Below are 13,442 nucleotides of genomic sequence, written 5' to 3'. Positions count from 1 at the left end.
TCCTCTGTTGGCAATGCACGTCTCGCGCCGGTGGGCCCCGAGGAGCGCAGCCATGGATTCCGCCTTCCGTCAGCAGTTCCTGGGACTCGATCTGACGCTGGCCCGGCGCTTCGCGACCGTCGAGGCACGGCCGTGGGGATATTTCGTCCACGAGGTGGGAAATCCCCACCACTGGGATGCGAACACCGCGCGCTGGCTGCGAGCGGAGGAGCCGGAGGCCGCCATCGAGGAAGTGGTGGCGCTCTACCGGGCACGGGGGCTCGTGCCGCGGGTACGGGTGGATGACCTGAGCGCACCCGGAGACGTGGTGGAGCGGCTGGTGGTCCGGGGCTTCCAGAAGGACTCCCAGGAGATGCGCCTCATGCACTGGGCGCTGGGCGCCTCCCGTCCGCTTCCGGTGTTGTTCTCGGGAGTGACGCTGGAGGTGGCGGGCCCGGAGACCATCGCGTCCCTGGCGGAGATTCAGGGAGAAGCCTGCGGCTGGGAGGAGCGCGGCTGGCTGGTGCGCTACCTGGAGCGGTTGGTGCCGGGTCCCGCGTCGCATTACTACCTCGCCCGGGTGGACGGCGTGCCGGCGGCGATGGCGGCCCTGCAGGAGGGAGAGGGCTGCGCGCTGGTCCAGGAGGTGGCGACGCGGCCCAGGCATCGCCGGCGCGGCCTGGCGTCGGCGTTGATCACCTGGATACAGCGCAGGGCCATGGTGCCGCTCTTCCTCCAGGTGTCCAACCCCGAGGCGGAGCGCATCTACGCGCGCGCGGGCTTCCGGGTATGGGGGGAGCTCGAGCAGGTGACGTGCGTGCTACCCGGGCCGTGAGGCGGCTCGCATCGGTAGGAGGGAGGAGGCGCGGAAGGCTCGCTCCGGCATAGAGTGGTGGCTGGGGAGAGCTGATGAACATCCGTTTCAACCGCCGGGTCGCCCTCGGCATCGCCGCGGTGGTCGCCGTGGGGCTCGTGAGGTGGGCCACCTCGGACGTGTGCGTGTCCGCGTGGGCCTTCCAGGGTGTGAAGGTGTACCGCTGCCCGGACGGAGACTTCCGGCAGACGCTGGGCCTGCGCGCCGATGGGCTCGCCCGGGAGGCCACGGGCTCCGTCCATGTGTCGGCCGAGGCCCATGGCATCACCGACGCCCAGGTACTGCTGAACGCCCCGGTGCGGCGCCTGGAGGCCTCGCTCTTCCTCGTGGATGCCGGGGGCAAGGAGTCACCCCTCGCTCCCGAGAGATGGGAGCAGCGGGACTCCGACTTCGCACAGGTCGCCCGGGTGAAGCTGCCCGCGCTGCCGGATGGGGACTACACGCTGCGCGCCCGCGTCACCACTCCGCTCGGCACCGGTACCGTGGACGCGCCGCTGGCCCTCTACGCTCCCGCCCGCGTCCACGTCCTCACCGACCGGCCCCTCTACGAGCCCGGCCACCAGGTCCGCTTCCGCGCCGTGGTGCTGCGCGCCAAGGACCTCGCGCCCATCGACGGACGCCCGGGCACGTGGTTCGTCACCGACCCCTCCGGCGAGGTGGTGCTGGAGCAGCGCATGCCCGCGGGCCCGTGGGGCGTGGTGGCCGGGGACTTCCCGCTCGACCGAGGCGCGCCCACCGGCACCTGGACGGCGCGCTGGACGAGCGGTGATGCCTCGGGCGTGGCCTCCTTCCAGGTGAAGCCCTTCACCCTGCCGCGCTTCCGCGTGGAGGCCGTCAGCACGAAGCCCTTCTGGCGCGTGGGCGAGTCCCCCACCGTCGAGGGCCGCGTCGTCTACAGCTCGGGCGCGCCGGTGGCGGACGCGGCCGTGGATATCTCCTGGAATGCCTCGGGCCAATGGCCGGCTCCACTCGAGTGGCTCGACGCGAAGGCGAAGGACGCGCTGCCCCAGAAGGCGCGCACGGATGGCTCGGGACGTTTCCGGCTCACCCTGCCGCGTGTGCCGTATGACCTGCGCGGCCAGGCCACCCTCTCCGCGTGGCTGTCCGCCACGGACCCCGCGGGAGACCAGGTGCAGGGCGGCGCCTCGGTGCTGCTCGCCGAGGACGCGCTCTCCGTGTCGGCCGTGACGGAGCTGTCGGATGGATTGGCGGACGGCTACAGCAACCGCGTCTACCTGCGCGCCACCACCGCGGATGGCCAGTTGCTGCCCGGCGCGGAGCTCACCGTGAAGCGCGCGTGGGACCCGCGGGACGAGGGCGTGCGCGCGGTGACGGACGAGGACGGCGTGGCCTCCTTCCAGCTCGACCCGGGCCCGCCCGTCAACGTCGTCCTTCCCGCCATGCCGGTGCGCCGCAGGCCTCCGCCGCCTCCGGTGGGGTTGGGCTCGGTGCGGAATCTCCTCTCGGATGACGGCTCGCCCGCGCTGGAGGATCAGCTCGCGCTGGAGCGCTGGCTGGAATCCCTGCGCCCCTGTGCGCGCTTCGTGTCGCCCGACTCGGGCTCCACCCAGGTGACGCTGGGGGTGCGCGTGGCCGCGGGAGGCTCGGTGGTGGACGTGGTGCCGGATGGCTCGCCGCTGGGCTCCTGCCTCGCCTCGGTGGTGCGGGCGCGTTCGCTGCCGCCCGGCCGCGAGCGGATGCTGGGGCTCACCCTGGACGTGCGCGACCCGGGGCTGCCCTCGCTCGAGTTCGAGGTGCTCGACGTCGCTGGTGCCAGCGAGGAGTTGGAGGAGACGCTGCGGGCCGCGGCGCTCGATGCTCGCGAGTGCCTGCCCGCGAACTTGTCGCTGTCCGCGGCGCTGCCGTCCGCGCTCACCTGGCGCACGCGTCCGAAGCAGCGCGAGGTGGAGGTGGGCTGGTCGTCCCTGCCCCCGGGGGAGGACATGCTGCCCGCCGCCCACCTGTCCTGCATCCAGTCCCGCTTCTCCCGGCTGGTGCTGGGCGCCGAGCCCGGAAGTGCCATGGGCGTGGTGCGCTTCACCGCCGAGCCCACGGGGAGCGGCTCCGATGGAGCGGTGGCCCAGGAGACGACGCTGCTCGGCTACGAGCTGATGGTGAGCGCGAAGGCGGACAAGGAGGAGCTGGGCTCGACGAAGTGGGTGGTGCACCCGGTGCGGTTGCCGCCCGCGCGTCTGAGGGCCACGCCGGTGCTGGCGCGTGGAGGGGACGAGGTGCGCCTCGAGCTGCTGCGCGGCCCGGACTTCCACGGGGAGCTGCCCGAGGAGCTCGTCCTCATGGCCGGGGAGAAGAAGCTGAAGGCGAAGGTGGAGAACAAGGCGGCGCGCTTCCGTCTGCCCGAGGACTTCGATGGGTGGGCCGAGGCGAACTGGGCGGGCGCGGTGGCCCGGGTGTACGTGGCGCCGCGCGCGCAGCTGGCGCTCGAGGTGACGCCGGACAAGAAGGCCTACGCGCCCGGTGAGCTGGCGCACCTCCAGGTGCACACGCGGGTGGACGGCCAGGACGGCCCGGCGGCGGTGGGCCTCTTCGGCGTGGACGAGAGCCTGTCGCAGCTCGTTCCGCTGCCGGGGACGGGGGCGCTGGACGGCATGCGTCCGGTGCCCACGGTGTCCTCGCCGGCTTTCAACGTGCTGGATGGGACGGCGCTCGCGATGGGCCGCATCCGGGGTGCCAACGCGGCCGCGGCCACGCTGCTGCGGGTGTCGGGCCTGCCGTCGCGGGATGGCGGTGAGCGGCGGGTGTCGCTCCAGGTGTCGACTCCCTTCGAGCCGGACGTGGAGCTGACCGAGCCCTTCTACCGGGTGCTGTCGGAGCTGACGGTGCAGGCGCGCGCCTGGGAGGAGTCGGCGCCCAAGGACGAGACGCTCTCCCCGGCGGGGATGGCGAAGCTGTGGGAGAAGGCGCTCGAGGCCTGTGAGAAGCGCGGCGAGGCGGTGACGGACGCCTACGGCCGCCGGTTGAAGCTGTCGCGGTTGCCGCAGGAGCTGCTGGCCCTCACCGACCCACGGGCGGTGGTGGTGAACGGCACGCGGTTGCCCGAGGACGTCGAGAACTGGGGCGCGTGGGTCGCCCGGGAGGCGCCATGAAGCGCTACGTCGCAGTGGGTGGGGTGTGCCTCGTCGCGGGCTTCGCGCTGAACACGTGCGTGCGGAGCCTGGCGTACTCCTACGCCACTTCCGCGGACGCACTGGCGGGGGGGGGCGAGGACCGGATGTACGCGAGGAAGAACCTCCAGACCTTCGGCCAGAATGACGCGGATGAGATGGAGGAGGCGGAGGCGCCGCCGATGATGGCTGCTCCCGTCCAGTCCGCGATGGGGGGGTTCGGGTCAGCCAGGGGAGGTGGAGGGAAGAAAGTGGCGATGAAGGAGGAGGCACCGGGAGCACCGCCGCCTCCACCCGTGGCCGAGGCGCCCGCCACGCCGGGACGGGCCTGGTTCCCCGAGACGTTCCTCTTCGAGCCGCTGGTGGTGACGGATGCGTCCGGCCTGGCGTCGGTGCCGGTGAAGGTGCCGGACCGGCTGACGAACTGGCGGGTGCTGGCGCTGGCGCACTCGCGCTCGGGAGCGCAGGCCGGGGCGGTGAGCAGCTTCGCGGGCACGCTTCCCACCTACGTGGACCCGGTGCTGCCGCCCTTCCTTCGTGCGGGGGATGTGGTGCGCGTGCCGGTGCAGGTGGTGAACACGACGGGCTCGCCGGTGACGCGCCCGCTGAAGGTGGAGGCGCAGGGAGCGGCGGTGGAGGGGGGCTCGCGCACGGTGACGGTGCCAGCGGCGGGCAGCGTGGTGGAGTACGTGACGGTGCGAGCGGCGCAGCCGGGGCCCGTGACGCTGAGGGCCTCGCTGGGCGGCACGGACTCGGTGGTGCGGACCTTCGACGTGTGGCCCACGGGCCGGCCGGTGGTGGAGACGCATGGAGGCACCCTGGCGGCGCCGCGCACGCTGGAACTGGAGGGCCCCGAGAACGCGGTGGCCGGCAGCGAGCGGGTGCGGTTGCTCGTCTTCCCGGGGGCGCTGGGCGTGTTGCGCTCGGAGCTGAGCGCGGCATTCGGGCGAGGGGGCGTGGCCGAGGATGCCTACGCGCTGCTGCTCGCCGGCCGTGCGCCGGAGCTGCTGACGTCGCTGGGAGGCACGGCGGATGCGGAGTCGCTGAAGCGCATGTCGGCGCTGGCCGGGCAGCGGGTGTTGCGTGCGGGCCGTGCGCCGGACGTGGCCTCGGCGGCGCTGTTGGCGGAGGCGGCGCTGGCGCACCCGGACAACCCGGTGCTGGCGCGGCTGGGCGAGCGTCTGTCGGGCCAGGTGGCCTCGGCGCAGCGGCCGGATGGGACGTGCCAGGGCGCGGACGGGTGGACGTTGCAGCGGCTGCTGGTGGCCACGGCGGACTGCGCCCGGGCGGTGCGTGCCGGGACGGGCTCGGACGCGGGACGCCGGAGGGCCTCGGCCTTCGGCGCGCGCGTGGCGGGCGCTTTCGAGCGCTACGTGGCACGGGTGCAGGACGGCTACACGGCGGCGGCGGTGCTGGCCAGCGGGGGCGTGTCCGGCACGGTGCGGGACACGCTGCGCAAGCAGGTGCGGGAGGCGCTCCAGAAGCGGCCGGACGGCTCGGCCTTCCTGCCGGTGGGACCGGGCGTGGTGCGCGCGGACGGGTTCGTCCCCTCGGAGACGGAGGCGACGGCGCTCGCGGTGCTGGCGCTCGTGGAGGACAAGGAGGCGCCGCTGGCGGACCTGGGCACCTCGCTGCTCGCGGACTACCGGCCCGAGCGGGGATGGGGTGACGGGCGCGCGAACCTCGTGGGCCTGCGGGCGGCGCTGGCGCTCTTCAAGGAGCCGCTGCCGTCCCAGGTGAGCGTGGTGCTGGAGCGGGACGGCAAGGTGGTGACGGAAGGGACGTTCGACGCGAAGGCGCTGCGGGAGGTGCTCGCGCTGGAGGGGGCGGCCACGGGCTCGGCGGGCAAGCACACGTGGGTGGTGCGCGCGGAGCCGGCGGTGCCGGGGCTGGGCTTCTCCCTCACGTTGGGTGCCTACGTGCCGTGGCGTGCGAGCGAGACAGGGAAGGGGTTGGAGCTCGCGGTGAAGGGACCGGCGGAGGTGAAGGTGGGGATGCCGGCGGAGGTGACGGTGCAGGCGGCTTCGCCCGCGGGGATGTCGCTCACGCTGCGCCAGGGACTGCCGGCGGGAGTGCAGGTGGACCGGGCGAGCCTGGACGCGCTGGTGAACGAGGGGAAGGTGACGTCCTACGAGGTGGAGGATGGGGCGGTGAGCCTCACGCTACCTCCGCGAGGCGCGGCCGAGCCCTTCAGTGCGAGGTTCCGGGTGGTGCCGACACTGTCGGGCACGCTGCAGGCGGGGGCGTCGAGCCTGACGCCGGTGGACCGGCCGGAACTGGTCTTCCACGTGCCACCGGCCACCTGGGCGGTGCGCTGAGCCAGGGGCGGCGCGTTGAAACAAGGAGGCGCGCTGAACCAAGGCGGTGCGCCGAGTCCAATCTCCCCAATATCCCCTCTCCCCTCGGGAGAGGGACGGGGTGAGGGTATCGAGCTCCCCAGGTTGCTTTTCACATGCACCCGAGAAAGTTGTGTGACAAAGCCTGGGGCCAGACTCATGCATCAAACTGAAAAACTGGTATTCATGAACTATGTGGACTAGTCCGCCATCTCCCTCTAGCTGAAACATGGGAGAAGGTCATGGCTGACACACGGTGGTTCGGAATGCGGATGCTGGGGGCGGGAGCGCTGGGCGTCCTGTTGGGGTGCGGAGGTCCCGCCCTTCCGGAGGAGGTGACGGATGCAGCGGGGCAGGTGGAGTCGGCCGCCACCGCGCTCATCTCCGAGACCTTCGATACCTCCGCCGCGAACTTCACGACGGTGGGCGGCACGTGGAGCGTAACGGGCGGGCAGCTCGTCCTCGCGAATGCCGCGGCCTCCGAGAGAGAGACCCTGGGGCTGGCCAACACCGCGCTGCACAAAACCTCCGTCACTGGCGATTTCCAGCTGGAGGTGGATGCCCGGACGACGGATTCCCACCTGTGGGCCGACTTCGCGGTGGTGTTCGGCAGGCAGAGCAGCACGCGCTACCTCTACGCGAGCTTCAACGTCAGCAACGACGCCAACACCCACGGCCTGTTCCGGGTGGTGGATGGCGTGCAGACGCAGCTGGCGGACTTCTCCGGGCAGATTGCCGCGAACACCTCCTACCGCATCCGCGTCATCCGCAACGGCAACGCCGTCGCCGTCTACTTGAATGGTGTGAAGCTGGCCTCCGCCACCGAGTCGCAGCTCACGAGCGGGCAGGTGGGGGTGGGCTCCCGGGACAACAATGGCCGCTTCGACAACTTCGCCGTCATCACGGGCCGCCCGGACGCGACCAACACGGGCGTTCCATCGGGGGCGGCCCTGACGGTCCACAACGGAGATCTCACCATCACGACGAATGGCACCGTCATCGAAGGGCTGGACATCCACGGCTTCGTCACGGTGCGCGCCAGCAACGTCGTGATCCGCCGCTCCATCATCCGTGGAGGCGTGGCGACCCGGAACCGCAAGGTGGTGTCCTTCGAGTCGGGCACGGACAACCTCATCGAGGACAGCGAGCTGACGGTCGCCAACCCATCGGCGTGGATCGACAACCTCGGCGGCTCGAACTTCACGGCGCGCAGGCTCAACATCCACGGCGGCGTGGATGGCATCAAGGCGGGCAGCAACACGGTCATCGAGCGCTGCTACATCCACGACATGACGTATTTCAGCGTCGACCCGAACCAGGGCGGCAAGAACAGCCACAACGACGCGATCCAGATCCTCAGCGGCAGCAACATCCAGGTGCAGGACAACAACCTGGTCATGCCGGAGAGCCAGAACGCGGCCATCCAGGTGACGCAGGACTTCGGCGTGGTGAGCTCGCTCTTCATCCGCCGCAACTGGGCGGACGGAGGCCGTTGCACGTTCAACTTCTCCCACAAGGGCGGCACGTCGCTCACGGTGTCGGCGACGAACAATCGCTTCGGCCGGAACTCCTACTACAACTGTCCCATCCTCAAGAGCACGGGGACGACGGGCACCTTCACCGGGAACGTCTGGGACGACACGGGGGCCACCGTGGGCATCCAGACCCACGATTGAGCCTCAAGAGGGATTGCTACAGATGGCGTCCGCGGGAATCAGGTAGGGCTCGGGGTTTCGGAGAGCGCACTGGCCTTTCACGCAGCGAGCCTCGCAGGAGGAGGCTCGCGCGCAGATGCGGTCGACATAGCCACAGACTCCTTCCACATCCCTTTCGAGGTCCAAGGCCTCCTGGCCGAGAATCCATGCGCGATTCACAGCGGTGCAGCAGGGACTGACGGGCGGCCAGAGGCTCCTGACGATGCAGTCTGAATCCGCACTGCATTGCTGGTGCTGCTCCATCATCCTCATGGCGGTCCAGGAGATCCTCAAACACTCGTTGGACATCGGGGGCTCGTAACTCATCGAAACGGCACACGCGTAATCCCGGCGCAGTTGCTCGAAGCTGCTACCCCGGAACTCCTCCCAGTGGCGTTGCTTGGAAACACAGCCCATCAACAGGACGACGAGAACGCACCAGCACCACACACCCGGCGTTTCGCGGGCGGATGCACATGCGCTCTTCATGGCATGAGGGGTCTGCATGCGCTCTGTCTCCTGTGCTTCCACGATACCAGGACGGCTTGGCATTGGTGCTACCCTCGCACCGGTGGACCCCGGTCCCGCCCCTGATTTCCGTCCGCTCGGCCGCAAGGCTTACGGGTCGATTCCCCACCTCCCGGGCTCTCGCACCGGGTCGGCGGATCGTCACCTCTCCCCCGCGTGGGCGCGCATCTGCATCGAGCGCGCCCGCGACGCGCGCGACCACCTCGTGGTGCTGGAGAAACTCGATGGCTCGTGCGTGGCCGCCGCCCGTGTGGAGGACTCGGTGCTCGCCCTGGGCCGCGAGGGACGTTTGGTGGCGCAATCTCCAACGAGGCTCGCAGGCGCTGGGCCGCCTGGGTCGCCGAGCCCTTCCTGGCCGTGCTCCAACCCGGAGAGCGTCTCGTGGGTGAGTGGTTGGCCCTCGCGCACGGCACCCGCTACATGCTGCCGCATGAACCCTTCGTAGCTTTTGACCGATGCGGGACGAAGAGCGGCTGCCCTGGCACTCCGTGAGGGGAGACGCAGGGGACTGGGCCTCTTGGTAACTGCTGAATGAAGAGCAGTTCACAATTCTCCGCCAATCAACAAAGCCAATCTCTGCAATAACCTCTAAGAAACGGTGTTTGCGCGAAAAGCCAGATAGGCATTGTGTCTGCGCTCGGTCTGCCCAGATTGCTACGGCCAAAAAAGGACAGGCTGAACGAATGGAGAGACATGTTCATGTCGAGCGCATGCAGGAGGAGTGGTGCCCTGTGTCATGTGAGTTTGAAATGGGTGGGACTCTGCGCATTGCTCGTGTTTGTGGGGTGTGGTGTGCCCGAAGTTTCTCTCGAAAAATCAGGAGTTGATGCTGTACAAGGAGAGAGTGATGGCCCGGAGATCGGGGCATTGCTACAAGGCTTGGGAAGCGTACATGCAAATCTTGCACTTGGCAGGCCGACCAGCCAGTCGAGCACGCTAGATGGGACGAGCAGTCGCGCCGTCGATGGCAACACCGATGGAAATTGGTATCACGGTTCGGTGACCCACACCCAGCTGGAGAGCAATGCTTGGTGGCAGGTCGACCTCCAGGTTGTGAGAAACATCCAGCAGGTAAATCTGTGGAATCGCACGGATTGCTGCGCGAATCGCCTGGGTAATGTTTATGTTTTTATTTCTAATGCGCCATTTGCATCGAATGATCCGGACATCACGCGCTCTCAGTCCGGGGTCTCGACATATGTTATCTTTGGTCAAGCAGGCATTCCGAGTGCGATCAGCGTAAACCAGAGTGGACGTTACATTCGAGTACAGTTGGCTGGGACCAACTACCTTTCACTGGCGGAAGTCGAGGTGCTTGCCCCAGCGCTCAACTTGGCTCTCGGCAGACCGACCAGTCAATCGAGCACGCTGGAAGGAGTCAGTAGTCGCGCCGTGGATGGCAACATTGATGGGGATTGGTATCACGGTTCGGTGACTCACACCCGGCTCGAGGCCAATCCGTGGTGGCAAGTCGACCTGCAGACTGTGCGGAGCATTCAGCAGATCAACCTCTGGAATCGCACGGACTGCTGCACGAAACGCTTGAGTAATGTCTATGTCTTTGTTTCCGATGTGCCATTCACATCGAACGACCCGAGTGCTACGCGTGCCCAGCCTGGAGTTTCCACCTATGTCATCTTTGGTCAAGCAGGTACTCCCAGCGCGCTCGCAGTGAACCGGACAGGGCGCTACGTCCGAGTTCAGTTGGCGGGGACTGACTATCTCTCGCTCGCAGAGGTCGAAGTCATGAGCTTGCCGCTCAAGGCCAGTTGCCAGGGGATTCTTGAGAGTGGGATGTCTACGGGCAGTGGTGTGTACCAAGTAGACTTCGATGACATGGGTTCTCTGGCTCCTACTTGGGTCTACTGCGATATGACAAGCGATGGAGGTGGGTGGACGCTGGTGATGAATCAGAGCCCTGCCGAACTGCTGCCATATATTTTTAGCACCGTCAACGCCCAGAACTTTGGTGGCCTGACGGAGTCATATCGGCTAGGCAGTAGCGCCATCAGGATCTTGAGGCCGACGGTCGCCTGGGTTTTGACCGATCAATTCAATCGAGTCTACTTCCGGCCTACCTGTGTGGTGGATTGGGAAAACAGCCTGTTCAACAAGCCTATAGGCTCCTGTAATCAGGGGTTTTCCTCTCCGTCCTTCTCGACCCCTGTGTCCCCGGTGACGCCAGTCAATGGTAGCATGGGGATTGGTCAGAACAATTATGGGCGGTACTGCAGCATCCGGGCATTCATGTTCGATCAGGAGCCGTCATGGCCAGCCGGAGCCGCAATCAGTTGTGCGGGCACTACAGACCAGGCAGTCCGACTTTGGTTCAAATAGTTCTCCGACTGGTATACCGACAAGGACTGTGCCTTGAGAACAGCGTTTGTGCGTGGTGAGTGCTAGGGTCGTTGTCTTGAGAATCAGTGGTGACGAGACCAGGATGCCATCATCCGTTTCGCTGCCATCCTCGACGGCAGCGACTTGGTGAGGCACTCATGGCTTCAAGGGCTTCGTGGGACGTCTGGTGCTGTCGAACAGCCTGGACGGCTCCTCACGCCCTTGCCGCTTGGAACTCGATTCCTCCTGGTGGGGAGACACCAGGAGGAATCAGGCTGGCTTGGCGACATCGGTGTTACCCTCGCACCGGTGGAACCGCGTCCCGCCCCTGATTTCCGTCCCCTCGGCCGTAAGGCCTATGGCTCGATTCCCCACCTCCCGGGCTCACGCACCGGGCCGGCGGATCGCCACCTCTCCCCAGCGCTCGCGCGCATCTGTACCGAGCGCACCCGCGACACGCGAGACCACATCGTGGTGCTGGAGAAGCTCGACGGCTCGTGCGTGGCCGCGGCTCGTGTGGGGGACTCCGTGCTCGCCCTGGGCCGCGAGGGGCGTCTGGCGTCGCAGTCTCCCAATGAGGCCCGCCGGCTCTGGGCTGCCTGGGTCGCCGTGCACGCGGAGCGCTTCCTGGCCGTGCTCCAACCCGGAGAGCGGCTCGTGGGCGAGTGGCTGGCCCTCGCGCATGGCACCCGCTACGTGCTGCCGCATGAGCCCTTCGTCGCCTTCGACCTGATGCGGGACGGAGAGCGGCTGCCGTGGCACGCCGTCACCGAGCGCATCCGTGCGGGCAATTTCGTGACGCCAGGGTTGATCCACGAGGGCGGGCCCTTGGGAATTTCCGCGGTGATGGAGCGGCTCCAGGCGGGCGGCTTCCATGGGGCCGTGGACCCGGTGGAGGGGGCTGTCTGGCGGGTGGAGCGGCGAGAGGGCGACGCTGTCAGGGTGGAGTTCCTCGCCAAGTATGTACGGCCGGAGAAGGTGGATGGCAGCCTCCTGCCGGAGAACACAGGGAGGGCCGCCGTGTGGAACTGGCGCCCCGAGGCGCCGCAGCCGTAGGAGGCGCCGCCGTGTCTGGCTCGATCGTCACCGGGAACCCGTCCAAGACCCAGAGCCAGGGAGGCGCCTTCGAGGCGCACATCACCGTCGCCGCGCGCTCCGAGGACGACCTGCGGCGCTTCCGCGCGTTCTGCGACGCGGCCTCGGTGAAGTGCATCTTCATCGAGCTGGGCCGGGGCGCCGAGCCCTTCCAGCCCATGACGGCCTCGTACCACCATGGCACGCTCCCTCATGCGCTCGAGGAGGCTCGGGCCATGGCGCGCGCCCTGGCCGCCGAGGGCTTCGACGTGAAGCGCCTGAAGCTCGAGGCCCTCGGCAAGAACCGGGACATCCCCGAGGACGACGCGACGGCACGGGCCCAGCCCGCGAACTACTTCGAGTTCCACGTGAAGGTGCTGCTGCCCTCCGGGCTCACGGACCTGGACACGTTGCGGGCCCGCTGTGAGAGCCATGGCGCGCACCTGTCGCGCAACGCGCGGAAGGTGCGGGAGGATGGTGCGTCCGAGCGCTTCGTCACGCTCCGGGTGTACGGCCTGGGCCGTGCGAACGCCGAGGCGCGCTTCTCGGCGCTGCTGGAGGACCTGGCGGCGACGGGGTTGAAGCTGACGCAGCGGATGCGTGAGTGGACGGTGTACGACTCCAACCGCGGGCTGGACCGGGGCTGGCTGGGAGACGTGACGTGAGTGCCCATGAATTGCCACTTCGCGCCGGGGCGGCGGTGCTTCGCCGCCTCGCGCTGTCCCCGGAGCGGGAGTCGTTCGTCCTGCGCGGCGGGCTGATGATGCGGCTGTGGAGCGGTCCGGTGCCGCGTCCGGTGGAGGATCTGGACTTCCTCGCCCTGTTTCCCTTCGACGCGGCGGATACCGTGAAGCGGTTGGAGTCCGTCCTGCGGGCCGGGGTGGAGGATGGATTCTCCTTTGGTGCACTGAAGTCCGAGGTCATCTGGGCGGAGACGGCGTTCCCGGGCGTGCGGGTCTTCGTGGAGACGCGGCTGCCCGGCGTGGTCGGGAGCTTCGAGCTGCGCATCGACACGGGCTTCGGTGACCCCATGGACCCGGGGCCCGCGTGGACGGAGTACGAGGTCGGGGAAGCCCAGGCGGCGCGGGTGCTCGCGTGCCGGCCGGAGACGCTGCTCGGTTGGAAGGTGCACGGCCTCTTCGAGCGGGGAAAGGGCCGCTTCCGTCCCAAGGATCTCTTCGACGTGTACCTGCTCACCCGGTACGCGCCGCTCGACACGGCGCTGCTGCCCCGGGCGCTGCGGCTGGCGTTCGAATCACGCGGGGACTCGCTGGAACTGATGGAGCGGCTGATGGCGGGAGAGTTCGGCCGGAGCCCCTGGAGCAACGAGAAGTGGGCGCGTTATCGCCATGGCCAGCCCGAGGGTCGTCCCGAGGCCCTGGCCGAGGTGGTGGCCGCGGTCGCCACGGCGCTCCGGCCCACATGGGATGCAGCCCGGGCGGATAGGCCCCGGCCGTGATTCGGGCAAGACCTGGCGCGGAGGGATGCAGGGGACTGG

General features: G+C 68.4%; 8 protein-coding genes. All 8 read left to right on the top strand.

Features of this window, described 5'->3' with window-relative positions:
* Positions 1–52: 52 nt before the first annotated feature.
* The 8 genes from BO221_RS11560 to BO221_RS11520 all read left to right on the top strand — a co-directional run bounded on the left by BO221_RS11560 (position 53) and on the right by BO221_RS11520 (position 13,403).
* Complete coding sequence (locus BO221_RS11560) at positions 53–814, top strand: GNAT family N-acetyltransferase (protein ID WP_073560476.1); 762 nt, start codon at positions 53–55, stop codon at positions 812–814.
* 74 nt (positions 815–888) lie between these two features.
* Entirely contained in the window at positions 889–3,957 is a 3,069-nt protein-coding gene (locus BO221_RS11555) for an MG2 domain-containing protein (RefSeq protein ID WP_073560475.1), read from the top strand.
* Entirely contained in the window at positions 3,954–6,293 is a 2,340-nt protein-coding gene (locus BO221_RS11550; RefSeq protein ID WP_073560474.1) for an alpha-2-macroglobulin family protein, read from the top strand. The genes BO221_RS11555 and BO221_RS11550 overlap by 4 nt, the downstream gene beginning before the upstream one ends.
* Before the next feature lie 260 nt (positions 6,294–6,553).
* A complete protein-coding gene (locus BO221_RS11545) occupies positions 6,554–7,987 on the top strand; it encodes a hypothetical protein (RefSeq protein ID WP_143195397.1) in 1,434 nt (477 codons plus the stop codon).
* A 1,239-nt stretch (positions 7,988–9,226) separates the two neighbouring features.
* Positions 9,227–10,870, top strand: a complete 1,644-nt coding sequence (locus BO221_RS11535) for a discoidin domain-containing protein (protein ID WP_083680957.1) — start codon at positions 9,227–9,229, stop codon at positions 10,868–10,870.
* A 309-nt stretch (positions 10,871–11,179) separates the two neighbouring features.
* Entirely contained in the window at positions 11,180–11,926 is a 747-nt protein-coding gene (locus tag BO221_RS11530; RefSeq protein ID WP_073560470.1) for an RNA ligase family protein, read from the top strand.
* An 11-nt stretch (positions 11,927–11,937) separates the two neighbouring features.
* Positions 11,938–12,609, top strand: coding sequence for a hypothetical protein (locus tag BO221_RS11525; protein ID WP_073560469.1), 672 nt, complete (start codon positions 11,938–11,940; stop codon positions 12,607–12,609).
* Entirely contained in the window at positions 12,606–13,403 is a 798-nt protein-coding gene (locus BO221_RS11520) for a nucleotidyl transferase AbiEii/AbiGii toxin family protein (RefSeq protein WP_158079822.1), read from the top strand. The genes BO221_RS11525 and BO221_RS11520 overlap by 4 nt, the downstream gene beginning before the upstream one ends.
* Positions 13,404–13,442 lie beyond the last annotated feature (39 nt).

Source organism: Archangium sp. Cb G35 (assembly GCF_001896145.1).
Taxonomy (GTDB): domain Bacteria; phylum Myxococcota; class Myxococcia; order Myxococcales; family Myxococcaceae; genus Archangium; species Archangium violaceum.
Note: the sequence above shows the minus strand (reverse complement) of the source record. Positions and strands in the feature narration are given on the sequence as shown.

Excerpts from the sequence above, each read along its gene's own strand:
- BO221_RS11535 (WP_083680957.1), top strand. The coding sequence starts at position 9,227 with ATGTTCATGTCGAGCGCATGCAGGAGGAGTGGTGCCCTGTGTCATGTG.
- BO221_RS11545 (WP_143195397.1), top strand. The coding sequence starts at position 6,554 with ATGGCTGACACACGGTGGTTCGGAATGCGGATGCTGGGGGCGGGAGCG.
- BO221_RS11550 (WP_073560474.1), top strand. The coding sequence starts at position 3,954 with ATGAAGCGCTACGTCGCAGTGGGTGGGGTGTGCCTCGTCGCGGGCTTC.
- BO221_RS11560 (WP_073560476.1), top strand. The coding sequence starts at position 53 with ATGGATTCCGCCTTCCGTCAGCAGTTCCTGGGACTCGATCTGACGCTG.
- BO221_RS11555 (WP_073560475.1), top strand. The coding sequence starts at position 889 with ATGAACATCCGTTTCAACCGCCGGGTCGCCCTCGGCATCGCCGCGGTG.